17 protein-coding genes are annotated in these 25,470 nt (G+C 61.4%); 9 read left to right on the top strand and 8 right to left on the bottom strand.

Annotated elements, in window-relative coordinates; all coding sequences use genetic code 11:
• Positions 1-62: 62 nt before the first annotated feature.
• Complete coding sequence (locus ACQZ6F_RS19995) at positions 63-731, top strand: response regulator (RefSeq protein ID WP_068394548.1); 669 nt, start codon at positions 63-65, stop codon at positions 729-731.
• Positions 721-2,136 (top strand): sensor histidine kinase, encoded by a 1,416-nt coding sequence (locus tag ACQZ6F_RS19990; protein WP_449093894.1) that lies wholly within the window; start codon positions 721-723, stop codon positions 2,134-2,136. Before ACQZ6F_RS19995 ends, ACQZ6F_RS19990 begins: the two co-directional genes overlap by 11 nt.
• A 73-nt stretch (positions 2,137-2,209) precedes the next feature.
• Here the strand turns inward: ACQZ6F_RS19990 and ACQZ6F_RS19985 are convergent, their stop codons facing one another.
• From ACQZ6F_RS19985 to ACQZ6F_RS19975, 3 genes are all read right to left on the bottom strand, one after another.
• Complete coding sequence (locus tag ACQZ6F_RS19985) at positions 2,210-3,091, bottom strand: ABC transporter permease (protein WP_449093895.1); 882 nt, start codon at positions 3,089-3,091, stop codon at positions 2,210-2,212.
• Positions 3,092-3,104: 13 nt separating this feature from the next.
• Entirely contained in the window at positions 3,105-3,923 is an 819-nt protein-coding gene (locus ACQZ6F_RS19980) for an ABC transporter ATP-binding protein (protein WP_068394552.1), read from the bottom strand.
• Positions 3,924-4,015: 92 nt separating this feature from the next.
• Positions 4,016-5,029 carry an ABC transporter substrate-binding protein gene (locus tag ACQZ6F_RS19975; RefSeq protein WP_077470785.1) on the bottom strand — a complete coding sequence of 338 codons (1,014 nt, stop codon included), beginning with the start codon at positions 5,027-5,029 and terminating at the stop codon, positions 4,016-4,018.
• A 252-nt stretch (positions 5,030-5,281) separates the two neighbouring features.
• Here ACQZ6F_RS19975 and ACQZ6F_RS19970 point away from each other — a divergent pair, with 252 nt between their 5' ends.
• The 4 genes from ACQZ6F_RS19970 (at position 5,282) to ACQZ6F_RS19955 (ending at position 8,177) form a co-directional block, all read left to right on the top strand.
• Positions 5,282-5,590, top strand: coding sequence for a hypothetical protein (locus ACQZ6F_RS19970; RefSeq protein WP_077470786.1), 309 nt, complete (start codon positions 5,282-5,284; stop codon positions 5,588-5,590).
• A 192-nt stretch (positions 5,591-5,782) separates the two neighbouring features.
• A complete protein-coding gene (locus tag ACQZ6F_RS19965; protein ID WP_449093896.1) occupies positions 5,783-6,241 on the top strand; it encodes a helix-turn-helix domain-containing protein in 459 nt (152 codons plus the stop codon).
• 210 nt (positions 6,242-6,451) lie between these two features.
• Positions 6,452-7,708: a YcaO-like family protein gene (locus ACQZ6F_RS19960; protein ID WP_449093897.1), complete on the top strand. Its 1,257-nt coding sequence runs from the start codon at positions 6,452-6,454 to the stop codon at positions 7,706-7,708.
• 226 nt (positions 7,709-7,934) lie between these two features.
• Positions 7,935-8,177: a hypothetical protein gene (locus ACQZ6F_RS19955; protein WP_077470789.1), complete on the top strand. Its 243-nt coding sequence runs from the start codon at positions 7,935-7,937 to the stop codon at positions 8,175-8,177.
• 95 nt (positions 8,178-8,272) lie between these two features.
• Here ACQZ6F_RS19955 and ACQZ6F_RS19950 read toward each other — a convergent pair whose 3' ends face one another.
• The gene (locus tag ACQZ6F_RS19950) at positions 8,273-8,956 is read right to left on the bottom strand and encodes a TetR/AcrR family transcriptional regulator (RefSeq protein WP_449093898.1); all 684 of its coding nucleotides are present in this window, start codon (positions 8,954-8,956) and stop codon (positions 8,273-8,275) included.
• Between the two features lie 96 nt (positions 8,957-9,052).
• On the opposite strand from ACQZ6F_RS19950, the gene ACQZ6F_RS19945 reads away from it, so the two are divergent.
• Complete coding sequence (locus ACQZ6F_RS19945) at positions 9,053-10,357, top strand: efflux RND transporter periplasmic adaptor subunit (RefSeq protein ID WP_449093899.1); 1,305 nt, start codon at positions 9,053-9,055, stop codon at positions 10,355-10,357.
• A gap of 10 nt (positions 10,358-10,367) precedes the next feature.
• Positions 10,368-13,523, top strand: coding sequence for an efflux RND transporter permease subunit (locus ACQZ6F_RS19940; protein ID WP_449093900.1), 3,156 nt, complete (start codon positions 10,368-10,370; stop codon positions 13,521-13,523).
• Between the two features lie 266 nt (positions 13,524-13,789).
• On the opposite strand, the gene ACQZ6F_RS19935 is transcribed toward ACQZ6F_RS19940, so the two are convergent.
• The 4 genes from ACQZ6F_RS19935 to ACQZ6F_RS19920 all read right to left on the bottom strand — a co-directional run bounded on the left by ACQZ6F_RS19935 (position 13,790) and on the right by ACQZ6F_RS19920 (position 22,789).
• Positions 13,790-16,897: an efflux RND transporter permease subunit gene (locus tag ACQZ6F_RS19935; protein ID WP_077470793.1), complete on the bottom strand. Its 3,108-nt coding sequence runs from the start codon at positions 16,895-16,897 to the stop codon at positions 13,790-13,792.
• A complete protein-coding gene (locus tag ACQZ6F_RS19930; RefSeq protein WP_449093901.1) occupies positions 16,894-20,013 on the bottom strand; it encodes an efflux RND transporter permease subunit in 3,120 nt (1,039 codons plus the stop codon). The genes ACQZ6F_RS19935 and ACQZ6F_RS19930 overlap by 4 nt, the downstream gene beginning before the upstream one ends.
• Positions 20,010-21,470, bottom strand: a complete 1,461-nt coding sequence (locus ACQZ6F_RS19925) for an efflux RND transporter periplasmic adaptor subunit (protein ID WP_449093902.1) — start codon at positions 21,468-21,470, stop codon at positions 20,010-20,012. Before ACQZ6F_RS19925 ends, ACQZ6F_RS19930 begins: the two co-directional genes overlap by 4 nt.
• Before the next feature lie 215 nt (positions 21,471-21,685).
• Positions 21,686-22,789, bottom strand: coding sequence for an RHE_PE00001 family protein (locus tag ACQZ6F_RS19920; RefSeq protein WP_449093903.1), 1,104 nt, complete (start codon positions 22,787-22,789; stop codon positions 21,686-21,688).
• 173 nt (positions 22,790-22,962) lie between these two features.
• On the opposite strand from ACQZ6F_RS19920, the gene ACQZ6F_RS19915 reads away from it, so the two are divergent.
• Positions 22,963-25,470 carry a heavy metal translocating P-type ATPase gene (locus ACQZ6F_RS19915; protein ID WP_449093904.1) on the top strand — a complete coding sequence of 836 codons (2,508 nt, stop codon included), beginning with the start codon at positions 22,963-22,965 and terminating at the stop codon, positions 25,468-25,470.

The following is a 25,470-nucleotide window of genomic DNA, read 5'->3' as shown; positions in this document are numbered from 1 at the left end:
TCCCAACCCCGGCAAACATGGGAAATACTCGCCATATCCGGCACTTGCTGTATAGTTGCGCCATGAGGATCCTGATCGTCGAAGACAATCGCGAACTGGCCTCCTGGCTCGGCAAGGCGCTGCGCCAGGCGCAATATGTCGTCGACATCGCCTATGACGGCGAGGACGCCGAACATATGCTGAAGGTCGCGGCCTATGCCCTGGTCATCCTGGATCTGTCGCTGCCGAAAATGGACGGATTGACCGTGTTGAAGCGCCTGCGGCAGAGCGGCAACAAGGTGCCGGTGATCATCCTCACCGCCAATGCCAGCCTCGATGGCCGCATCGCCGGCCTCGACAGCGGTGCCGACGACTATCTCGCCAAACCTTTCGAGATCGCCGAACTCGAAGCGCGCATCCGCGCCGCCATGCGCCGCGGCCATGATCATGCCGCGCCGGAGATCGCCATCGGCGACCTCTTGTTTGATGGCGGAACCCGGCAATTCTATCTGGCCGGCGAAGCCCTGGCCTTGACGCCGCGCGAACATTCCGTGCTCGAACACCTCATCATGAAGGCAGGCACGACCGTAACCAAGACGACGCTGTCGGAAAGCGTCTTCGGCTTCGATGATCTCGCCGATACCAGTGCCATCGAAATCTACGTCCATCGCGTCCGCAAGAAACTTGAAGGCAGCACCGTGCAGATCGCGACGCTGCGGGGCCTCGGCTATCTCCTCCGCCATGCACAATGATGCCGCTCCCGCACCGAAAGGGCTGTTCAGCCGCGCTATCGGCGCGCTGACCAACAGCCTTCGGGCGCAATTGCTTGCCTGGGTCGTGCTGACGCTGATCGGAGCGATCTGCATCAATCTCTATCTCAGCTTCCGATCCGCCGACGCCACCGCCGATCTCGTCACCGATCGTACCCTGCTCGCCTCGGCTCGCGTCATCGCTGAAGCTACCCATGTCGACGGCAGCGGCACCGTGCAGATCGATATCCCTCCCGCGGCGCTGGAGATGTTCGATACGGGCTATGGCGACCGCGTCTTCTATCAGGTGATCACCGCATGGGGGAGCCTCGTCGCCGGTTACCCCGATCTGCCGCATCCGAAGCGGGAACAGGTCGGCGAGGACACCATTTTTCGCACCGACGGAATGCGCGTCCTGATGCTCAACCATCCGGTGGTCGGCCTTGGCCAAGACGGCACCGTGTCCGTGGTTGTTGCCGTCAGCCACAACAGTCAGCATGCCATGCGCCGCAAGCTGTGGCTGTCGGATTTCTCCAAACAACTCGTTCTCGTCCTGCTCGCCGGCCTGGTCACCATCATCGGCTTGCAACGCGGCCTTGCCCCGGTGCTAAGGCTACGCGACGCCGTCCGCGAGCGCGGCCGCCAGCGCCTGGATCCGTTGGATCCAAACATGGTGCAGAACGAGCTTAGGCCGCTCGTCCATGCCCTCAACGATCACATGGAGCGCGTGCAGAACCAGATGGCCGCACAACGCCGCTTCGTCTCGAACGCCGCCCATCAGCTGCGCACCCCGCTTGCCCTCATCTCGACACAGGCAAGCGTCGCGGCGCGCGAGACCGATAATGGCCGGCGTGACGAGGCTCTGTCCGCTTTGCGCTCAAGCACCTGGCAGGTCACCCGGCTCGCAAGCCAGCTCCTCACGCTTTCGCGCGCCGAACCCGGCAGCCGCCGGCCGCGAAACGACACGATCGATCTTGCTGATACCGCCAGACAGGTTTTGGAAAATCTCGCCGAAGAGGCCCTGCGGCGCAACATCGACCTCGGGCTGGAAGCCGACGATACGTCCGTGCACGTCGAGGGCGATGGCACCATGCTGCGCGAAATGCTGGTAAACCTCGTCGACAATGCCCTGCGCTACACGCAACCGGGCGGCCGCGTGACGGTTGGCGTCGGGCGGGAAGACGATACCGCCCTGCTATGGGTTGAAGACAATGGACCGGGCATCCCCGAAGCCGAGCGCCCGCAAGTGTTCGAGCGCTTCTATCGCATCATCGGCACCGAGCCTGAAGGCAGCGGCCTCGGGCTTGCCATCGTCCGAGAAGTCGTCGACGGCGCCGGCGGTTCCGTCACGCTCGGTGACGCAGCGGGCGGTGGGCTGCTGGTGAGCGTGCGGCTGCCGGCTGTGTGAGCCATCACATACAACAAAAAAGGCCGGGCAAGATGCCCGGCCCGGCCTTGGGAGGCGCTGGAAATGTGGTGGCCTAGTGCATGTCGAGGCTCTGCTGGGGACGCCACCGGGTGATGTGGTTTTCGATGAGCGTCATCACGTATTCGGCGCCGAGCGTCACAACCATCACCAGGATGATCGCAGCATAAAGACCGGCGGCGTCGTACGTGCCCTTGGCGATCGAGATCAGGTAGCCGATACCGGCCAGCGAACCGACGAACTCGCCGACGATCGCGCCGATGATGGCGAACGAGAACGAGACGTGCAGGCTGGCGAAGATCCAGCTCATCGCCGATGGCAGGATGACGTTGCGGGTGACCTGCCAGTTCGAGGCGCCGAGAATGCGGGCATTGGCGATCATGTTGCGGTCGGCCTCGCGCACACCCTGGAAGGCGTTGGCGAACACGACGAAGAACACCATGATGAAGGCGAGCGCCACCTTGGAGGGCAGGCCAAGGCCCATGATCATCACGAAGATCGGCGCGAGAACGACGCGCGGGATCGAATTGATCGCCTTGATGTAGATCGACAGAATATCCGAAGCGAGCCGGTTGCGGCCAAGCGCGACACCGACCAGAACGCCGGCCACCGAGCCGATGATAAAGCCGATCAGCGCTTCTTCCATGGTGACGCCGAGATGGTACCAGAGCGAGCCGCTCTCGGTGCCTTCGGTGATCCATTCCCACAGACGCAGCGCGATACCATACGGGCTGGAATAGAAGAACGGGTCGATCCAGTGTAGATCCGAGGCGACCTGCCAGAGGCCGAGGATGGCGGCGAGAATGGCGATCTGCCAGAACAGCACGACGTATTTGCGGCGTGTCATTGCCTTCATCGCGGCCGCTTCGATTTCCGCATCCGAGGTGCCGGCACGAAAGATCGGCGCATTGCCTGCTTCAAGGGCTGTGTTTGCCATGATCAATCCTCCCTTATGCCGCTTCTGCGGCACGGCGATAGCTGGTTTCGACTTCTTCGCGAAGGTCGTCCCAGATCGTCTTGCAATAATCGATGAAGTTCTGCTCGTAGCGAATCTCGGAGACGACGCGCGGGCGCGGGAGATCGATCGTGTAGACCGATTTCACCGTGGCAGGGCCGGCTGTGAGAACATAGACCTTGTCGGCCAGTGCAACGGCCTCTTCGAGATCGTGGGTGACGAATACGACGGACGCCTGCCGTTCGGCCCAGAGCTTCAGGAGCTCCTCATGCATGACCGTACGGGTCTGCACGTCGAGCGCCGAGAAGGGCTCGTCCATCAAGAGGATTTCCGGCTCGTTGATGAAGGTCTGCGCCAGCGACACGCGCTTGCGCATGCCGCCCGAGAGCTGATGCGGATAGTGATGCAGGAATTTCGTCAGGCCGACGCGGGCGAGCCAGTCCTTGGCGCTCTTTTCGGCCTCGGCCTTCGACTTGCCGCGAAACAGCGGGCCGGCCATGACGTTTTCGATGACGTTCTTCCAGGGGAAGAGCGCATCCGTCTGGAAGGCGAAACCGACACGCGGGTCGATGCCGTTGACCGGGCCACCCATCAGGCGGACTTCGCCGGCGCTCGGCTTGGCAAGGCCGGTGACGAGGTTGAGTGTCGTCGACTTGCCACAGCCTGTCGGTCCGACAACGGCGACGAACTCGCCGCGTTCGACGGTCATGTTGAAATCGCGCAGCGCCGTCAGTGACTTGCCGGTCGGGGATACGAAACGGCGGCTGACATTGATGAGCTCGATCGCCGGTGTCCGGCGTCCATCCTGTTGCATGGTGCTGATCCCTCACACGTGCCTTAGGGCATGCACGCAAAGCCCGCTGAACTGCCGCTTCCAACAGAGGTCGGAAGCGGCGCTGTGACTGCTTATTTGACGTTCTTGACGAATTCCGTCGTGTAGGTCTTCGACAGGTCGATCGTCTTGCCCTTGACGTTCTTGGAGAAGGCGGAGAGCACGGCGAGAACCGTCTTCGGACCATCTTCAGGCATCACGCCATCGGCCGTGAACATTTCCTTGCCGGCGTCGAGAGCCTTGATGTAGCCGTCCTTGTCGCCAACGTAGAAATCCTTCGGCATCTTGTCGGCAATCTCGGCAGCGGAGTGCGTGTGGATGAAGCGCATCGTCTTGACGAAGGCGTTCGCCAGCTTCTGCACCTCTTCCTTATGGGCGTCGACCCATGCGGCATCCATGTAGAGAGATGCGGCCGGATAGGTGCCGCCAAGAGCGTCTTCCGTGCCCTTGAGCGTACGCAGATCGACGAGGACCTTGGCTTCGCCCGTCTTCAGGAGGCGCGAGATCGTCGGCTCGGTGGTCATACCGGCCTGGATGGCATCCTGCTGCATGGCGGCGATGAAGGTCTGGCCGGCGCCGACCGGAACCGGGGTCACGTCAGCCGGCGAAAGCCCGGCCTTCGATGCCATGTAGAGCGTCAGGAAGTTCGTGGACGAACCGAGGCCGGTCACGCCGACGCTCTTGCCCTTCATATCCGCGAAGGACTTGATTTCCGGGTGCTTGGTCGAAACCAGCTCTACTTCGCCAGGCGCCTGGCTGAACTGCACGACGGACTTGATGAACTTGCCCTTGGCCTGCAGGTCGACACAGTGATCATAAAAACCGACGACGCCCTGAACGGCACCGGCCAGCAGCTGATTTTCGGCATCGACACCGGCGGATTCGTTCAGAAGCTCGACCTCGAGGCCTTCATCCTTGAAGTAACCGAGGGATTCGGCAAGCTTGGCCGGCAGATAGATCTGCTTTTCGTAGCCGCCCACCATGATGGAGATCTTGTCGGCGGCATTGGCTGCCGTGGCTGCAAAGGAAGCAGCTGAAATGACGAGGGAAAGGGCTACGGTGTGAAAAAGCGCGCGCGATGAACGCATCAATGTCTCCTCCTGTTTGAATGCTTGCGCCGTAAAGCGCCGCAGAAAATTGCGCTTCCTCCACGAAGCGGGGCAAACCTAACGCGGGTAAGCTTTCAGTAAGCTTTCAGTGCCCGATCGAATAAGGCGACATTGTGATTTTATTTCTTTGGCGCCAGGCCGGACCACTTTGCAACGATAGGCGGCTTGGTCTTGGCATTTCCCGTATTGCGGCTAAACTGGAGATCATGATTTTCGCCAGGGGGACGATCCATGAGGATTGCAGCCGTAGCCTTGATTCTAACAGCGATCATGATCGCCGGGCCGGCATCGGCGATCTCCCGCTATGAGTCCCTGAGCAAGAGTTGCGCTGCGGTACAACAGCTGATCGCTGGCGAACGTGCCGTGATCCTGCGCTATCCCGCGCAAAATGGCCGCCTCGTTCTTTATGATCGTTATGTCTCCGACACCCCGCAATGCGGCATATCCGGCTATGCCGCACGCGCCTATGTTCCGACGCGGGATAATCCCCTATGCCCGGTTTACAATTGCAAACCGTCATCGGTGTTCAATCCTCATTGACGCGAATCGGCTTTTCTGCCGTTTATGCTGATGGTGGGGTTACAAAACATTACAGAAAAAAGACTTTTAGTTGAATTTTACTCATATTTCACACACATTGTGCGGGCAGACTGAGCACGTGTCACTTACCCTGGAGTGGCACAAGTGGGGTGGCATCCACTGGGGGCCCCCTATTGACAAGGAGATTGCGCAGTGAGTGCAAAAGTACCGAATCCGATTGATGCCTATGTCGGTTCACGCGTGCGCACGCGGCGGCTTATGCTTGGCATGAGCCAGGAACGACTTGCCGAACAGATCGGCGTTACGTTTCAACAGGTGCAGAAATACGAGAAGGGCACCAATCGCATTGGCGCCAGCCGATTGCAGGCCATAGCCAATGTTCTGGCTGTACCGGTTGCCTTTTTCTTCCAGCAAGACAATTCGCAGCCGCTGAACACAGACGGTTTGGGCGCGATCAACGGCCTTGAGGACCTGTCGGAATTCCTGACGTCCAAGGAAGGCTTGAGCCTCAACAAGGCGTTCATGAAGATCACCGACCCAAGCGTGCGTCAGTCTGTACTGACCCTGATCAAGTCACTGGCGAATGGCTCCGAGCCGCTCACAGGCCACGTGCCGCGTGCGACGGATGCCTCGATAGGCCTTCGCAACTGACGTTTTGCCTGCTTTATCGAGCAGGATAGAGGCAATCACCGGCGCCGGCTGACGATTGCTTCGATGTTCGTATGTTCGCCACCTGTAGCTATTGTCGTTGATCGACAATCGGCGGGTCCAGAACAATAATGCCTGGGGATGGCAGCCGGCTTTGCAGGGCTGCCACCCGAATTTTCTTCGTCGATCAATGATTTGGCCCGGATGGTAGTGATGATTGCGGATCATTCCCTTGCCGAGTTCCTTGCCGGGCATTCAGATCAGACCGCTTCTTTCCCATCCGCCTCCACCTATTCCGATCGCGTCTGTTCAGCCGAAGAAACTCTTGGGCGGATCGAACCGCATCTTGCGACGCACGGCATCACCCGTCTCTCCCGCCTCACAGGTCTCGACAAGGTCGGCATCCCGGTCTGGCAAGCCGTCAGCCCGAATGCGCGATCGATCGTCATCCACAATGGCAAGGGCATCACCGATGTCGAAGCCAAGGTTTCGGCTGCAATGGAAGCGCTTGAACGCGCCACGGCTGGCGAACCGGCACTCGCAAGCCTGGTCACCAGCCGCGCTCGCCTTGAAGCCCAGGGGCATCGCAGCGATGCGCTCCCCACGCTCATCGCCGGCGGGCAGTCCGATATCGCCGATGACGAAGAGCTTGCCTGGACCCAAGGCCATGATCTCATCGGCGGGCAGGCGGTCTGGCTTCCTTTCCAGGCTGTCACGCTCGATCGCACCATTCGCGATCCACGCTTCTGGCAATCATCCGACGGGCTGGCATCCGGCAACAATCTCACCGAGGCTATCCTGCACGGCTTGCTGGAACGCATCGAGCGGGACGCCTTGGTGCTATGGGAGGTCTCCTCGCCGAGGCAGCGTATCGACGCTTGTCTGGATCCGGCATCCCTGAACGATCCGATTCTGGACCAATTGACGGAGAAGATTGAGTCAGCTGGGCTGACATTGCGCCTTTTCGACATCACCAGCGATATCGCCATCCCCGTCGTCGTCGCCTTGATCGGCCCTGCCGACATTGGCACGCCGGGGCGCACCTACCGCTATTTCGATGTCACGCTCGGCAGTGGCGCGCATCCATCTCGGCTGCGCGCGGCAATCCGCGCCGTAACCGAAGCGGCACAGTCCAGGCTTACCTTCATCAGCGGCGGCCGTGACGATATCCATCCGGAAAGTTTCACGCGCGCGCTGCCGGAGAGCATCCGGAACTGCTTCGATGCCGATCCGAAGCAGGCGACGAGAGCCAACCTCGCGCTGCCAAAAGGCGCCAATGCCTTGCTGCAACTGACGATAGATCGATTGCGCGACGCAGCTATCGGTTCCGCGATCGCGATACCGCTGGCAGCTTGCTCCCTGCCCTTCGCCGTCGCAAAGATCGTAGTGCCGCAGCTTGAGAATCCGGCCGGAAACCGCAAGCGCCGGCTCGGTCACAGGGCAATCTCCAAGTCCCTGCATCTTCTGTAGCCACACTCGCTCGTTCGGCGAATATCAGGATTCGCTCTCTCGCGCTGTGGTTTCAAACCGGCTCGTTGTACTAGCCGCAAATTGCAATCACAAATTCTGATCACAATCAAACATCGTGTCACGCCGTGTGTCACGCGCAAAGCTGCGAAACATTCGTTAACGTTCGCTCATGTTCCTGGCAGGACTCAACTCGTCCGAAGCCGGAATGGGCAACAGAGGGTATAAAATGACGGCAGCATTTTCGATGGAGGCAACGAACCAGGATCCGGATTCGCTCAAGGAACTGGCATCGATCGCCCGGCTCATCACCTATGCGCGGCAAAGCGCCAAAAATCTCGAGGCGGAGTTTCCAGTCTGGTGCCTGGATCTGGCGCTTGGGGCAGTCTTGCAGGAAATGTACGCAAACGGCCTGCAGGCGCCCTGGTACGAAGAAGGTGCAGACGCGGCAAACATGGCCGTCGCACATTGATCACGCCACTCCGGGCTTCGGCGGAAGCTTGTAAAATGCCGATGCGGTTGGGCGACCGCATCGGCATTTATTTTTGAAACGTAGGAATGAGATTGCTAGCGACCGTTCGTACGCCGCTGCACGCCCGCCACGAAGATTGCGATACATTGGCGCAAATGCCGCAGCCGCGTTTCGCGATCGGGCCAATCATTGGGGTGACCCGGCTTTGAAATCATGGCGCTGAAGATCATGCCCATCAGCATGCGCGCACCGCTTGCAACATCGGTAATCTCGATCAGACCGCGCTGCTGCTGCAGGCTGAGCCAATCCGCCAACATCTGTTGTGACTGCTTTGCGCCGTAGGTGTGCATCAACGCCGCGACCTCAGGAAATTGCTGCGATTCACTGATGGCAAGATGAATGAAAGCCTCGCGCTCACGCTCCTTGGCTTCGTCTATGTCGATCATGAAGATTTGCTCGAGCGCTTCGTCGAGCGGCAGATTTTCGTTGATGTCACGCGGCAAAGCCAGCATCGAAGCGCGATGATCTGCGATGATCGCCATGAAGAGATCAGTCTTGCTCGGAAACAATCGGTAAAGGGTCTGCTTGGAAATCCGGCAACGGGCGGCGATGAGATCCATTGTCGTACCACCGTAACCGAGTTCGTAGAATGTCGCCCGTGCCTCGGTGACGATCTCGGCCCGCCGCTCATCGTCGCTGACGGTTTTTGGACGACCGCGCGGTCGGCGTATTGCAGCCTGATCGGCCATACCCTCCCGTTCTTTCGTCGGTGCTTCCATCTGGACCTCAACAACCGAATGCGATTGACATTTGGAGCAATCCAAATATTTTCCGTACGACCTCGTACTGTAAATAAGGCAACAGGAAATAGCAACGTGCGAAAGCTTGCCTCTTTCACCTCCGCATCCATCTATCCCGCAATATCCACTCGCCGTCTGACGACCCGAGCTGCGATGCTCGTCGCCGGTGTCGCCGCCACGATGCTGCTTGCCGGCTGCAACGACCAGAAAGCTGCCCAGAACAACGCGCCTGTGGTGCGGACCGAAGTCAGCGCCATGGCGCTGCATCCGCAATCGGTCGCGATCACCGCAGAACTGCCCGGCCGTACCAGCGCCTATCTCGTGGCCGAAGTGCGCCCCCAGGTCGGCGGCATCATCCGCAACCGTAATTTCAAGGAAGGCAGCGAGGTCAAGGCCGGCGACGTGCTCTACGAGATCGATCCGGCCTCCTACCAAGCCTCCTATGACAGCGCCGCCGCTGCCCTGCAGAAGGCGCAGGGCGCGGTGCCGAGCGCCCAGTCCAAGGTGGACCGATACAAGAGCCTCACACAGCAGGACGCGGTCAGCAAACAGAATCTGGACGATGCGGTTTCCACCCTGGCCCAGGCGAATGCCGACGTAGCATCGGCGAAAGCAGCCCTCGAAACGGCGCGCATCAATCTCGACTACACCAAGATGCGCGCGCCGATCGGTGGTCGTGTCGATGCGTCCGCAGTGACCGTCGGCGCCCTCGTTACCGCCGACCAGACGACCGCACTGACGACCATCCGCCAGCTCGATCCGATCAATGTCGACGTCACGCAGTCGAGCACCAACCTGCTTGAATTCCGTCGTGCCATCGCCGAGGGCCGGTTGAAGACCAGCGGCGACAATGTCTCCGTCCATCTGACGCTGGAAGACGGCAGCCAGTACAAGGAAGTGGGCAAGCTCGAATTCGCCGAAGCGGCGGTTGCCGAGACCGTCGGCACCATCACCGTGCGCGCCGTTTTCCCGAACCCCGATCGCATCTTGCTGCCCGGCATGTATGTGCGCGCCACCATTCAGGAAGGCATTGCCGAAAACAGCTTCCTGGTGCCGCAACGCGCCGTTTTCCGCAACACCAAGGGCGAGCCGACCGCCATGTTCGTGGCTGCCGACAACAAGGTGCAGCAGCGCGTCTTGAAGGTACAGCGCAGCATCGGCAACAGCTGGCTCGTCAATGAAGGCATGAAGGACGGCGACCGCGTGATCGTCGAAGGCAGCCAGCGTGTCCGCGACGGCCAGGAAGTAAACGTCTCTCCGGTGACTATCGACGATGCGACGGGCGAGGTGAAGCAGGCAGCCGCCGACGCCAAACCTCCAGAGCAGCAGGCCGAATTGGAAAAGACCGATATCAAGGCCGCCTCCGGCGCTCAGAAGTGAGAATTAGACGATGTCTCGTTTTTTCATCGACCGGCCGATCTTTGCCTGGGTTATCGCCATCGTCATTATGCTGGCAGGTGCGCTGTCCATCCTGACGCTGTCGATCTCGCAATATCCGCAGATCGCACCCACCACGGTCAGCATCAGCGCCACCTATCCCGGCGCTGATGCCGCCACCGTCGAAAACTCGGTGACCAAGGTCATCGAGCAGGGCATGACCGGCATCGACAATCTCGATTACATGACCTCGACGTCAACGGCGACGGGTCAGGCCTCGATCTCGGTGACCTTCACCAACAAGGCCGATCCGGACGTTGCGCAGATGCAGGTGCAGAACAAGCTGCAGCTGGTCACCGCGCAGTTGCCGCAGACCGTGCAGTCCACAGGCATCGTCGTTTCCAAGTCGACATCGAACTTCCTCATGGTCGTCGGCTTCGTGTCGACCGACAACAAGCTGAGCTCCAACGACCTTGCGGACTATGTTTCCAGCACGCTTAACGATACGCTGAAGCGCATCGACGGCGTCGGCAACACCCAGATCTTCGGTGCTGGCTACGCCATGCGCATCTGGGTCAATCCGGACAAGCTCGCCAAATATCAGCTGATGGTCAGCGACGTCACCGCCGCGATCCAGGCACAGAACTCGCAGGTTTCGGCCGGCCAGCTCGGCGCGCTGCCGCAGCGCAAGGGCCAGCAGCTCAACGCGACCGTTACGGCCAAGAGCCGCCTGCAGACGCCTGAGCAGTTCGAAAACATCATCCTGAAGAGCCAGCCCGATGGCTCGCTGGTGCGCATCAACGATGTCGCCACCGTCGAGCTCGGCGCGTCGTCCTATACGACGGCAAGCACCTATAACGGCCATCCCTCGTCCGGTCTCGCCGTGATGCTCGCATCCGGCGCCAACGCCATCAGCACGGCGGAAGCGGTCAGGGCGACCATCAACAATCTCAGCCAGACCCTGCCGCCGAATGTCGAGATCGTCTATCCCTATGACACGACGCCGTTCGTCAAATTGTCGATCGAAGATGTGGTCAAGACGCTGCTTGAAGCCATCGTGCTCGTTTTCATCGTCATGTTCGTCTTCCTGCAGAACCTCCGCGCAACGCTGATCCCGACGCTTGCCGTCCCGGTCGTCCTGCTCGGTACCTTCGGGGTGCTGTCTCTGTTCGGATACTCGATCAATACGTTGACGATGTTCGGCATGGTGCTGGCCATCGGCCTGTTGGTCGACGACGCCATCGTCGTGGTCGAAAACGTCGAGCGCGTGATGGAGGAAGAAGGATTGTCGCCGCGAGAGGCGACGATCAAGTCGATGCAGGAAATCACCGGTGCCTTGATCGGCATCGCCACGGTTCTCTCGGCCGTGTTCATTCCGATGGCGTTCTTCTCCGGTTCTGTCGGCATCATCTACCGCCAGTTCTCGGTGACGATCGTCTCGGCAATGGTGCTCTCGGTCATCGTCGCCCTGATCCTGACGCCTGCCCTTTGCGCCACGCTTCTGAAGAAGCCGGCACACGGAGCCAAGGAACGCGGCGCGTTCGGCTGGTTTAACCGTAATTTCGAACGCGCAACGCATCGCTACCAGCGCAGCGTCAACGGCATGATCCGCTATACCGCTGTCTTCCTGGTGATCTTCGTGTTGATCGGCGTCGGCGTCGCCGGCCTGTTCAACCGCCTGCCCAGCTCGTTCCTGCCGGATGAAGACCAGGGCATCCTGCTGACGGCCATTCAGTTGCCGCCGGGTGCCACGGATTCGCGCACCTGGTCTGTGCTCAATCAGGTGAAGGACTACTATCTCAACACCGAGAAGGACTATGTCGACGGCGCATTCGCGGTGGCAGGCTTCGGCTTCAGCGGTCAGGGCCAGAACGTCGGTATCGTCTTCGTGAGATTGAAGGACTTCGACAAGCGCTCGACGCCGCAATCCAAGGCGCAGGCGATTGCTGGTCGCGCCATGGGTGCCTTCTCGAAGATCAAGGATGGCAGCGTCTTCGCGTTGGCGCCGCCGGCAATCCCCGGTTTCGGCAGCTCCAGCGGCTTCGACTTCTTCATCAAGGACGTCAACGGCGCCGGCCATGCCGCGCTTATCGCCGCCCGCAACCAGTTGCTCGGCGCAGCCGGCAAGAGTCCGAAGCTCTTCGGCACGCGCCCGAACGGCCAGGAAGACACGCCACAATATTCCGTCAATATCGACCAGGAGAAGGCAAGCGCCCTCAATATCACCCTGTCCGATATCGACTCGACGCTGTCGACCGCCTGGGGTGGCACCTACGTCAATGACTTCATCGATCGCGGCCGCGTCAAGCCTGTCTACGTGCAGGCCGACAAGGATTTCCGCATGCAGCCGGAGGACTTCGGTCGCTGGTATGTGCGCAATTCCGGCGGCGATATGGTGCCTTTCTCCGCCTTCTCCAGCGGCGACTGGACCTACGGCTCGCCACGTCTGGAACGCTATAACGGCTCCTCGGCTGTCGAAATCCAGGGTGCAGCAGCACCGGGTGTCTCGTCAGGCGACGCCATGAACGAGATCGACAAGATCATGGCGACCCTGCCGCCCGGCTTCAGCCATGAATGGACCAGCCTGTCGGCCCAGGAAAAGCTCTCCGGCAACCAGGCAACCCAGCTCTATGCCATCTCCATCCTCGTGGTGTTCCTGGCGCTCGCAGCCCTCTACGAAAGCTGGTCGATCCCGCTCGCCGTTATGCTGTCGGTGCCGATCGGCATCTTCGGCGCACTGCTGGCCGCAACCATCTTCGGACAGTCGAACGACGTCTACTTCAAGGTAGGCCTGCTGACGACCATCGGGCTAGCGGCCAAGAACGCCATCCTGATCGTCGAATTCGCCATCGAGCAGCAGAACCAGGGCAAGGGCCTGATCGATGCGACGCTTGAAGCGGCAAGACAGCGCCTGCGGCCGATCCTGATGACGTCGCTTGCCTTCATCCTCGGCGTTCTGCCGCTGGCGATTGCCAATGGGGCGGGATCGGGCAGCCAGAACTCGATCGGCATCGGTGTCATGGGCGGCATGATCTCCGCCACCGTCCTCGGCGTCTTCTTCATCCCGCTGCTCTTCGTCTCCGTGCGCCGCATCTTCAGGGGCACGGTCAAGTCGACGGCATCGGTGACATCACCCGATGACGCGCCGACCACAGGTGCCGCACACTAAAGACATGCCCGCTCTCCTCGAAAGGGGAGCGGGCGCATCCACACAATATGGTTCAAATCAAAAGAGCTCCCGCAATGTCGCAGGAGCCCTTTTGATTTGATGTTACATCTGACTTGGGAAAGGGATCGCGGGGAGCACCCTGTCTGCATAGCAGCCGCGGAAGCGACCGTTCCGACATCAGCCAAGAGGTGGCGGCTTCGGCGCGGAAACATGCGCCACCCTCCCCGCGACGCGATCAGCAGCTGCGATTGATATCTGCCAATCACTTAGGTGGGTGATGAAACAACCGGTGCCGCCGGCTGTGCTTTCGGCGACCATTTTGCATGCAGCTTGGCGAGCATCAGATAGATGATGGGCGTCGTGTAGAGCGTCAGCACTTGCGACACCACGAGACCGCCGACGATGGTGATGCCGAGCGGGCGACGAAGCTCCGAACCCGGGCCGGTCGCGATGATCAGCGGAATGGCGCCCATCAGCGCCGCCAGCGTCGTCATCAGGATCGGACGGAAACGCTTGAGGCACGCTTCATAGATCGCCTCGTCGGGCGGCAGGCCGAGCACACGTTCGCCCTGCAGGGCAAAGTCGACCATCATGATGCCGTTCTTCTTGACGATACCGATCAGGAGGATGATGCCGATGAAGGCGATAATCGTCAGTTCCGTACCGCTGATGACGAGCGCCAGCAGTGCGCCGAGGCCGGCGGAGGGCAGCGTCGAGATGATCGTCAGCGGATGCGCCAGGCTTTCATAGAGGATGCCGAGAACAATATAGACCGTCAGCAAAGCCGCCAGAAGCAGCAGCGGCTGACTGCCCGACGACTGCGAGACGCTCGCCGCATCGCCGGCGAAATCCGCATGCAGCGTATCGGGCAAGTGCATCTCAAGCACCGCCTTCTGGATGGCATCGTTCGCCACCTGCAACGGCGTATCCAGCGCCAGATTGTAGGAAATGGTCACCGAGGGATATTGCCCCTGGTGGTTGACCACCAGCGGGGCAAGCGTCCGGCTGATCGATGCGACAGCGCTGAGAGGGACCTGCGTGCCGCCCGAGGCCGGCACATAGAGCTTGGAGATATCATGCGGGTCCAGAGCGTAGTTCGGATTGGCCTCCAGTACGACACGATACTGATTGCGCTGCGTATAGATCGTCGAAATCTGCCGCTGCGCGAAGGCATTGTTCAGCGCGGCATCGATGGACTGGATGTTGACGCCAAGCTGCGAAGCAAGACTCCGGTCGATATTCACGGTCGCCTGCAGACCGTTCGGCTGCCTGTCGGTCGCGACATCAGTCAGTCCCGGAAGGGCTTGCATGCGCTCCAGCACCTTCGGCGCCCAATCCACCAGCTCGTCGTAATTCGCACCCCAGAGCGTGAACTGATATTGCGACTGCGACTGGCGCGCACCGGCCCGGATATCGCCGGGCGAAAACAGGAATGTACTCAGCCCTGGAACGGCCATCAGCTGCTTGCGCAACCTGTTGATGACCTCGGCCGTCGACACCCGTTCCGATTCCGGCTTGAGCGAAATCAGAAGCTGCCCGCGATTGATGGAGCTGGAGAAGCCGCCGCCTCCGACGGAGGAACCAAGGCCCGAGACCGCGGGGTCCTTAGCGACGATATCCGCCGCCTGCTGCTGCAATTTGACCATGGCCGGATAGGAGATGTCGGTCGCAGCCTGCGTCCCGCCCTGAATAAACCCGGTGTCATCCTGCGGAATGAAACCCTTCGGCACCTTGACGTAGAGATAGGCCGTCATGACGACGCAAGCGATGATAACGAGCACGGATAGCACGCGATGATGCAGCACCGCCTTCAGCGTCCGGCCGTAGAAAGACGTGACAGCCCCGAGCGTTCCTTCGACGAGGCGGCCAAACGGGCCCGGTCGAGCATCGATGTCGTGCTGACGAAGGCGATGACCGCAGATCATCGGCGTCAACGTCAGCGACACCAGCGTCGAGACGACGATGGTGAAGCCGAGTGTCAGCGAGAAGGTCTGGAAGAAGCGCCCGACAATGCCGCCCATGAAGAACAGCGGGATGAAGGCAGCGAGCAGCGACAGGCTGATCGAAACAACAGTAAAGCCGATCTGCTTCGCCCCCTCGAGCGCCGCCTTCATCGGCTTCATGCCGGTTTCCAGATTGGCGTAGATATTCTCGATCATGACGATGGCATCGTCGACGACGAAGCCGACGGATACGGCAAGCGCCATCAGTGAGAGATTGTCGATCGACAATCCGAACAGCCACATCGCCGCAAAGGTTCCGGCCAGCGACAGCGGCACCGTCACGCCAGCTGCAAAGGTCGGCGTCGCGCGCCTGAGGAAGACGAAAACCACGCCCATGACCAGGCAGATGGTGGCAAGCAGCGTCCATTGCATGTCGTTGACGCTGGCGTGGATCGTCGTGGTGCGGTCGGAAAGGATGTCGATCTTGACGCCGGCGGGAATGAGCCGCTGCAGCTCCGGGATCAGTTCCTTGACGCCGTCGACGGTGGAAATGACGTTGGCATCGGCCTGTTTCGTGATGTTGAGCAGCACCGCCGGCTTGCCGTCATACCAGGCGTCGGAGCGGCTGTTGCGCACGCCCGGCTCGACGGTGGCAATATCGGAAAGACGCACGGCCGTACCGTCGCCGCTCTGAATGATGATACGTCCATAGGCTTCCGGCGTCCGCAACTGGCTGTTCACGGCAATGGAGAAGGCGCCGCTGGCGCCGTCGATGGAGCCGAAGGGGCCGAGCACATTGGCGTTGACGATCGCCGTGCGGACGGCGTCGAGCGACAGGCCCATGGCCGAGAGACGGTCGGGGTCGAGCCTCACGCGCACCGCCGGCTGATCCGCGCCGCTGACCGTCACGCCGCCAACGCCGTCCACTTGCGAGATACGCTGCACGACCACCGTATCCGCCGCATCATATATGGCGCTGGGTGCCACATTGTCCGAGGTCAGCGCCAGGATGAGGACAGGAGCTGCAGCCGGATTGATCTTGCGGAAGGACGGCAGGGTCGGCAGATCGCCTGGCAGGTCGGTCGCGGCAGCATTCAATGCCGCCTGCACATCCTGCGCCGCGCCATCGACGCTGCGTGAGAGATCGAACTGCACGATGATGGTGCTCGAACCGAGCGAGCTGACGGACGTCAGCTGCGTGACGCCGGCTATGGTGCCGAGATGCCGCTCCAAAGGAGCAGCAACGCTCGCCGCCATGCTGGCAGGATCGGCGCCGGGACGGCTGGAGGAGACGACGATGGTGGGCAGATCGACGGTCGGCAGGCTTGCGACCGGCAGAAAACGATAGGCGACGAAGCCGAGAATCATCAATCCGATCGCCAGAAGCGTCGTGCCAACAGGGCGTTTGACGAATGGCTCGGAGATGTTCATGTCTCGTCACCCGCCATTTCATTGATCTCGGGGCTGGGCATGCCGCTCGTCCGCCCCACGACGCGGGCCCGCAGGCTCTCGAAGGCCAGATAGATGACCGGCGTCGTATAGAGCGTCAGAAGCTGCGAAAGCACGAGGCCGCCGATGATGGTAATGCCGAGCGGAATGCGCAGTTCGGCGCCCGTGCCCTGTGCCAGCGCCAATGGAAGCGCGCCGAAGAGCGCTGCCAGCGTCGTCATCATGATCGGCCGGAAACGCAGGATCGACGCCTTCAGAATGGCCTCGCGCGGTGCAAGCCCCTCCTTGCGCTCCGCCTCCAATGCGAAGTCGATCATCATGATCGCGTTCTTCTTCACGATACCCATAAGCAGCACGATGCCGATCAAGGCGATGATCGACAGATCCTGGCCGAACTGCATCAGCGCCAGCAGCGCGCCAACGCCGGCAGACGGCAACGTCGAAAGGATGGTGATCGGATGCACGGCGCTCTCGTAGAGAAGGCCGAGCACGATGTAGATCGTGACGACGGCGGCAAGGATCAGCCAGGGTTCGCCGGCAAGCGAGGAGGCAAACTCCTCGGCATCACCTGAATATTTGCGCTGGATGTTGTCAGGCATGCCGATATCCCGCTCGGCCGCCTTGACCTCGGCCACGGCGTCACTCAGCGAAGCACCCTTGGCGATATCGAAACTGATGGTCACGGCCGGAAACTGCTCGTCATGGCTGATGACCAGCGGCGCCGTTGTGAAGGTGGCCGTCGTGAAGGCATTAAGCGGAACCTGCGTATCGCTGGCGCCGGCAACATAGAGCTTGTCGAGCGATTTCGGATCCGATTGATATTGCGGCGCCGCCTCGAGGATGACGCGATACTGGTTTGCCTGCCCGTAGATGGTGGCGATCTGGCGCTGGCCGAAGGCATCATTCAGGGTATCGCTGACGGCCTGCATGGATACGCCGAGCCGCGAGGCAGTTTCGCGGTCGACATCGACGAAGATGCGACCGCCACCCATTTCCACCTCGGAGGAGACATCGATCAGCTTCGGGCTTTCCTGCAGCCGCTGCGCCAGCTTGGCGGACCAATCGACCACCGTGGCCGTATCCGTACCGGTCAACGTATATTGATAGGGTGCCCGGCTTGCGCGGGTGCTGATCGAAATGTCGCGTACGCTCTGGAAGGTGACGTGGATGCCGGGCAGACCGGTGACCTCATCCCGCATCCGGTCGATGATCTGATCGGCGGAGGCATCACGCTGGTTCCTCGGCTTTAGTACCAGGCTGAGATTGCCGGTGTTCAGCGTCAGATTGCTGGCGCTGGAACCGATGACGGCAACAACGCCGGTCACATCCGGATCCTTGCGCAGGCGGTCGGCAACGGTTGCCTGTATCTGCTTCATGGTCTCGAAGGACGTCGTCGGTTCGGCCTCGACGACGGCGGTGATCAGGCCCGTATCCTGGGCCGGCAGAAAGCCCTTCGGAATGACGATATAGAGCGCGACGGTCGCAGCCAGCGTTACCGCCGTCACCAAAAGCATGAGAGTGCTGCGGTCGACGGCCCAGACGAGACTGCGGCGGTAACCCTCGATCAGCCGCTCCATGAAATGGTCGGTGCCCGCCAGGATGCCGCCCTTGCGCTCTTTAGGCTTGCGCAGAATCCGGGCGCACATCATCGGCGTCAGCGTCAGGGAAACGACGGCCGAGACGACCACGGCAATGGTGAGCGTCAGGGCGAATTCGCGGAACATGCGCCCGACGATCCCGGTCATGAACAGCAGCGGAATGAATACCGCCACCAGCGAGACTGTCAGCGATATGATCGTGAAGCCGATTTCGCCCGCGCCCTTCAGCGCCGCCTGCATCGGGTTCTCGCCCTCCTCGATATGGCGGGCGATGTTCTCGATCATGACGATGGCATCGTCGACGACGAAACCGGTGCCGATGGTCAGCGCCATCAGCGAGAGATTGTCGAGGCTGAAACCGGCAAACCACATGACGCCAAAGGTCGCAATGAGTGACAGCGGCAGGGCAACGCCTGCAATGAACGTCGCCGTCACCGTACGTAGGAAAAGCAGGACGACGAGGATGACCAGCCCGATGCTGATGACCAGCGTCCACTGCACGTCATGGATCGAAGCACGGATCGTCTCGGTGCGGTCGTTGACGATATCGAGGGAAACGCCGGCCGGCATGGCCTGCTTCAGCTTCGGAAGCTGCTTCAGCACATTCTCGACGGTTTGAATGACGTTGGCGCCCGGCTGGCGCATGATATCGAGAATGACGGCCGGCTGCCCCTGATACCAGGCGCCGACGCGATTATTCTCCAATCCTTCGACGACGGTCGCCACATCCTTCAACTGCACCGGCGCGCTGTTGCGATAGGCGACGATGACAGACTTATAGATATTGGGGTCGACGATCTGGTCGTTGGCGGCAAGCGTGAAGCTCTGCTGGGTGCCATCCAGCGAGCCCTTTGCCCCGGCGACGCTGGCATTGGTGATGGCCGAGCGAATGTCTTCCAGAGCCAAGCCATAGGAGGCAAGGCGCGGAAGATCGACCTGTATGCGGATGGCCGGCTTGACGCCGCCCTGAATATTGACGTCGCCGACGCCGGAAACCTCGCTCAGCCGCTGCGCCATCATCGTATCGGCGAAGTCGCTGAGTTCGCGGATCGAGTAGCTGTTGGAGCGCAAGGCCAGCGTCACGATCGGCGTATCGGCCGGGTTCACCTTCGAATAGGTCGGTGGGTAGGGAAGCGTGCGCGGCAGCGTCGACCCGGCGGCATTGATCGCCGCCTGCACGTCCTGCGCCGCCCCATCGATATCGCGGCCGAGATCGAATTGCAGCGTGATCTGGCTGATGCCGAAGGCGCTCGAAGACGTCATCGACACCAGTGATGGGATCTGGCCGAGCGGCCGCTCCAGCGGCGCCGTCACCAGCGCCGCCATCGTATCGGGATCGGCGCCCGGCAGCTGCGTCGTCACCTGTATCGTCGGGAAATCCACCTGCGGCAGCGGTGCCACCGGCAGGAAGAGAAAGCCGAGAATGCCGCCCAGGAGAACCGCGACCCCGAGAAGCGAGGTTGCGATAGGCCGGCCAATGAAGAGCGACGAAACATTCATTGTTGCTGTGTCGGCGTTGCGGGGGCTGAGGCCGGAGGCGTGCCGGCGCTGGAATCCTTGCCCTGTTCGGCGCCGGCGGCATTCTGGCCGCGATGACCGCCATTGCCGCCCTGACCATTGTGCCGATGATGCTGTTGCTGGCCTCCGGCAGCGTTGTTCTGACCGCCTTGCGGATCGTTCTCGGCGACCGGCTGGCCCTGATCGTCCGCTGCCGGCGCATCCGGCGCAGCCTGACCGGGATTGGCCGAAATCTGTACTTTCGATCCATCCTGAAGCCGGGCAAAGCCCGTCGTCACCACCTTGTCGCCGGTGGCCACGCCATCGGTGATGACAGCCAGCGTGTCATCCTGCTGGCGCACCTTCACCGTCTTCATCGCAACGCTCTCATCCGGCTTGATGATGTAGACGAAGGTACCGTTCGGCCCACGCTGGACAGCAGCGCTCGGGATGACGATGACGTCCTTCAGCGTCTCGACAAGCAGACGGGCATTGATGAAGGCGCCGGGCCAAAGCGCCAGCTTGTCATTGGGAAAATTCGCCTTCAGCTTGACAGTTCCGGTCGTCGGATCGACCTGGTTGTCGACCACCTGGAGATTACCATTGTCGACGACCGTTTCGCCGTCGTTGCCCATGGCCTGGACGGCGAGCGTTCCGGCCGCGTTGGCGGCATTGACGCGCGCAAGCTGCTGCTGCGGAATGGAAAACAGCACGGAAATCGGCTTGATCTGCGACAGCGTCACGATGCCGGTCGTGTCGCCGGAGCTGACGAGGTTGCCGATATCGACGTTGCGGATACCGGTGCGCCCATCGAAGGCCGCCTTGATCGTCGTATAGTCGAGCGTCGCCTGCGCGCTTTCTATGGCTGCCACATCAGCCTTTATCTGGGCCGTATATTGCGCCACCAGCGACGTTTGCGTGTCCACCTGCTGCTGCGTGCCCGAGGCGGTCTTCACCATCAGCTGATAGCGGGCAAGGTCACGCTGGGCGCCGGCCAGCAGGGCTTCGTCCTGCGCCTTTTTGGCAATCGCCTGATCGAGCTGCGCCTTGTAGACGGAATCGTCGATGCGGGCGATGACATCGCCCTTCTTGATGTCCTGGCCCTCGACGAAATCGATTTCGACGATTCTGCCGCTGACCTGCGCGCGCACCGTCACGGTATTCAAGGCCTTCACCGAGCCGACGCCATTGATGTAGACGGGCACGTCGGCCGTCTTTGCGTCAGCCGCCAGCACCGGCACCGGACCGCTGAACTGCGACGCTCCGCGCCGTCCCCCGCCGCTGCCCTGTCCTTGCCCGTTGCGACGCTGACCTTGAGCTTGCTGCGCGGCGGCCGAGGTATTCTGATAGCCAAGTAGCCGTTCGGCGCTGGCAAGCCACAGATCGCGAGTCGCGTAGGCGCCATAGCCCACCGCACCGATCACCGCCAACGACATTACGACCCGAAATGCACGAGCCATCAATCCACCTTCCTTCAAAGCCTCCGGCGATCGAAGATCCGCCGCTGTTTTATGGCGCGACTTTAGCTTGCATCGTGTCGCTTAGGAATTTGGTATAGCCATTAAATTTTGTCCATTTTTGCGGCGACTTAGCGAAATAATTTGTTACATTTCATAAAACTAGGGTTGTACTGGCAAAAGGTTGGTGCGGACGCAAGTTGCCGCTGTCTGCCGGATCAGAGCACACCCCAGCCGCGATAGCGCCCGCGGCCGGTCATCTCGCGCAAGCCGAGTTCGCTCACCAGATTGAGCGCGCCCCTCGGGGTGACGCCGACATGGCGGGCTATCATCTTCGCCGAGACGATCGGTCTCGACAGCACGATATCGATGACTTCGGGCAGGCTGCTGTTCGAACGCCGGTCTTTCAGTCGTAACTCCATCTGCAGCTTGGCGAGCGACAGGCGATCCAGCTCCTTGAGGCCCGAATCGGCCGAGAGTGCCATGGCCTCCAGAAATGCTAACAGGCGTGTGATGCGATCCGATGAACGCCGACGGTCATGCCGGACGGCTTTGAGGCCGATATTCAGGCAGAACAGATGCGAGGTGATCTTGCCACGGCTGCGCAGATAGGCACTGACCAGCAGACCGCCGAGCCAATGCTGCCGCCTCAGCGGCTCGATCCGCTCCCACGCATCGAAAAGTACCGCCGCACCGAGCACCGGCGGCAGCATGTCGGCCTCGCGGATCACGGCGCGCCAGCTCTCCAGGCGCTCGTTTTCGTCCCAATCCACGTCGAGCACCAGGGCGAGCGGATCGTGGATCGTCTCCGGCTTGCTCTCCGGAACACCGCCATTCAGGATCTTGTCGGATCGGGCGAGGATGGCATCGATCTCGGCAAAATCGACGCCGAAATCATCCTCCTCTTCCTCTTGTGTCTCGGACTCCGCAACCTCGATGGACGCCGGACGCCGCGGGACAGCGTCTTCGGCCTCGCCGGTATCGCCACGCAAGGCCGCAAGCCCGGCCGGCTCCAACCCCCAGGAAGGCTCCGCATTCCAGAGGCGTCGCCGGCTCCGCAGCACGGCGTGGGCAATCGTCAGCTCATGCGTCGGAGCACGGGCATCCATGCGCGCATCGTGCAGCACGAGGTCCTCCACATGCACCAGCTCGCCGCCGACCCAGAGCGCACCGGCGGCATCGAAAAAATGCCCGCGTTCGCGAAAGCCGTCTGCCACCACATGCCGGAGAACACGCTCATCCAGCCGCGCCAGCATGTCCTCTGCCTTGACGATGGCGGGCAGAAGCGTCGTCAACGGAAGAGTGGTCAAATCATATCGCATTGGAATCGCATCATTGAATCGGTCTTACGGAACCTATCACCGCGACAAGCTGCGAGATAGAAAGCGACCTCTGTAAACTGTGGACGGCAATTCCTATTTTTTGTCTTGACCTTCCAGTGACGGGAAGGTTCATAACCCTATCCAACGCTCCCTTCGGAGCAATGGAGTTTGACATGGCATTGCACGACGAACACGATCACAGCCATCATGGCCACGATCATCATCATCATCATGACGGCCAGCCGCAGGAGGCGGTGACGCGTGACCCCGTTTGCGGCATGACCGTGGATCCGAACGCCAGCAAGCCGTCGCTCGATTATCAGGGCCGCACCTTCCATTTCTGCTGCAACGGCTGCAAGACCAAGTTCGAGGCGGCGCCGGAAACCTATCTCACTGCCAAGGACCCGACCTGCGGCATGACGGTCGATCGCGCCACGGCACGCCATTTCCTGAAGCATGAAGGCGAGAAATTCTATTTCTGCTCGGCCGGCTGCAAGGCCAAGTTCGAGGCGGATCCGTCAGCCTATCTCAATGGCAACAGGCCCGCGCCAAAGCCGGTGCCGAAGGGAACGCTCTATACCTGCCCCATGCATCCCGAGGTCGTCAGCGACCATGCCGGCGATTGCCCGAAATGCGGCATGGCACTTGAGCCCATGGGCGTGCCGGCCGCCGACGAGGGCCCGAACCCGGAACTGATCGATTTCACCCATCGTCTCTGGATCAGCGCCGCCCTCTCGGTGCCGCTGCTCGCCATCAGCATGGGCCCGATGGTCGGTCTACCCCTCCGCGAATGGATCGGCGAACCCATCGCCACATGGATCGAACTCGTCCTGGCGACGCCGGTCGTGCTCTGGGCAGCCCTGCCCTTCTTCCGTCGCGCCTGGAATTCCCTTGTCAATCGCAGCCCGAATATGTGGACGCTGATCGGCCTCGGCGTCGGCACCGCCTATCTCTACAGCCTCATTGCCACCCTTGCACCCGGCCTGTTCCCCATGAGTTTTCGCGGCCATGGCGAAGCCATACCCGTTTACTTCGAGGCAGCATCGGTCATCGTCGCTCTGGTCTTCGTCGGCCAGGTGCTGGAGCTGAAGGCCCGGGAGCGCACCGGCTCGGCCATCCGCGCCCTGCTCGATCTCGCGCCAAAGACCGCCCGTCGCATCGGCGCCGACGGCAGTGAAGTGGACGTACCGGTCGACGAGATCGCGGTCGGCGACCGCTTGCGCGTCCGTCCTGGCGAGCGCGTGCCCGTCGACGGCACGGTCGCCGAAGGGCAGTCGACCATCGATGAATCGATGATCACGGGCGAACCCCTCCCGGTCGAAAAGACCAAGGGCGACGCATTGACCGGCGGCACGATCAACAAGAACGGCTCGCTGATCCTGCTCGCCGAAAAGGTCGGCGCCGATACGACGCTGTCGCGCATCGTCGAACTCGTCGCCAAGGCGCAGCGGTCGCGCGCGCCGATCCAGACGATGGTCGATCGTGTCTCCGCCGTCTTCGTGCCTGCCGTCGTCGCGGCTGCCGTCATCGCCTTTGCCGTCTGGACCTTTGTCGGGCCGGAACCGAGACTGGCGCATGCGCTGCTCGCCGCAGTCGCGGTGCTGATCATCGCCTGCCCCTGCGCGCTCGGACTGGCAACGCCGATGTCGATCATGATCGCCACTGGCCGTGGCGCGCAGGAAGGCGTGCTGGTGCGTGACGCCGAGGCGCTGGAACGCTTCGCGAAGGTCGACACTTTGATCGTCGACAAGACCGGCACGCTCACCGAAGGCAAGCCGAACCTGACCGACATCGTCACGGCTGGCGGCATCGAGGAAGCTCGCCTGCTGTCGCTCGCCGCCAGCCTCGAGCGTGGCTCCGAACATCCGCTTGCCGAAGCCATCGTTGCCGGCGCCGAGGAGCGCGGAGCCCATTTCGTCGAGATCTCCGGTTTTGCGGCAACAACAGGCAAGGGCGTCGAAGGCCGCGCCGGCGAGACCAGCGTCGCACTCGGCAACGCCGCGATGATGGCCGGCCTCTCTGTCTCGACCGATGTATTGAAGTCCGAGACCGAACGCCTGCGCGGCGAAGGCAAGACCGTGATGTTCGTTGCCATCGACGGCAAGCTGGCCGGCCTCGTCGCCGTTGCCGACCGCATCAAGCCAACGACCGCAGCCGCGATCAAGGCGCTGCACGACAGCGGCCTGAAGATCGTCATGGCAACCGGCGACAACGGCAAGACCGCCGCCGCTGTCGCCACTCAGCTCGGCATCGACGAAGTGCGTGCCGATATGCTGCCCGAAGGCAAGAAGGCCTTGATCGACGAGCTGCGCGCCAGGGGCCATATCGTTGCCATGGCCGGCGACGGCGTCAATGACGCACCGGCACTTGCATCAGCCAATGTCGGCATCGCCATGGGCACGGGCGCTGATGTCGCCATGGAAAGCGCCGGCATTACGCTGGTGAAGGGCGATCTCAACGGCATCGTCCGGGCACGCCGCCTCTCGGAAGCGACGATCCGCAACATCAAGCAGAACCTGGCCTTTGCCTTCGGCTATAATGCGCTCGGTGTGCCGCTGGCTGCCGGCGTGCTCTATCCGGTCTTCGGCCTGCTTCTGTCGCCGATGATTGCCGCCGCCGCCATGAGCCTGTCCTCGGTCTCGGTCATCGCCAATGCACTGAGATTGCGGCTGGCAAGATAA

The sequence above is a fragment of the Rhizobium sp. A22-96 genome (assembly GCF_053521805.1).
This window is presented reverse-complemented; position numbering and strand designations above follow the sequence as displayed.

Coding starts and splice junctions, on each gene's coding strand:
- ACQZ6F_RS19990 (WP_449093894.1), top strand. CDS start 721: ATGCACAATGATGCCGCTCCCGCACCGAAAGGGCTGTTCAGCCGCGCT.
- ACQZ6F_RS19935 (WP_077470793.1), bottom strand. CDS start 16,897: ATGAACATCTCCGAGCCATTCGTCAAACGCCCTGTTGGCACGACGCTT.
- ACQZ6F_RS19970 (WP_077470786.1), top strand. CDS start 5,282: ATGAGGATTGCAGCCGTAGCCTTGATTCTAACAGCGATCATGATCGCC.
- ACQZ6F_RS19915 (WP_449093904.1), top strand. CDS start 22,963: ATGGCATTGCACGACGAACACGATCACAGCCATCATGGCCACGATCAT.
- ACQZ6F_RS19980 (WP_068394552.1), bottom strand. CDS start 3,923: ATGCAACAGGATGGACGCCGGACACCGGCGATCGAGCTCATCAATGTC.
- ACQZ6F_RS19995 (WP_068394548.1), top strand. CDS start 63: ATGAGGATCCTGATCGTCGAAGACAATCGCGAACTGGCCTCCTGGCTC.
- ACQZ6F_RS19930 (WP_449093901.1), bottom strand. CDS start 20,013: ATGAATGTTTCGTCGCTCTTCATTGGCCGGCCTATCGCAACCTCGCTT.
- ACQZ6F_RS19920 (WP_449093903.1), bottom strand. CDS start 22,789: ATGCGATATGATTTGACCACTCTTCCGTTGACGACGCTTCTGCCCGCC.
- ACQZ6F_RS19955 (WP_077470789.1), top strand. CDS start 7,935: ATGACGGCAGCATTTTCGATGGAGGCAACGAACCAGGATCCGGATTCG.
- ACQZ6F_RS19940 (WP_449093900.1), top strand. CDS start 10,368: ATGTCTCGTTTTTTCATCGACCGGCCGATCTTTGCCTGGGTTATCGCC.
- ACQZ6F_RS19985 (WP_449093895.1), bottom strand. CDS start 3,091: ATGGCAAACACAGCCCTTGAAGCAGGCAATGCGCCGATCTTTCGTGCC.
- ACQZ6F_RS19950 (WP_449093898.1), bottom strand. CDS start 8,956: ATGGAAGCACCGACGAAAGAACGGGAGGGTATGGCCGATCAGGCTGCA.
- ACQZ6F_RS19925 (WP_449093902.1), bottom strand. CDS start 21,470: ATGGCTCGTGCATTTCGGGTCGTAATGTCGTTGGCGGTGATCGGTGCG.
- ACQZ6F_RS19975 (WP_077470785.1), bottom strand. CDS start 5,029: ATGCGTTCATCGCGCGCGCTTTTTCACACCGTAGCCCTTTCCCTCGTC.
- ACQZ6F_RS19960 (WP_449093897.1), top strand. CDS start 6,452: ATGATTGCGGATCATTCCCTTGCCGAGTTCCTTGCCGGGCATTCAGAT.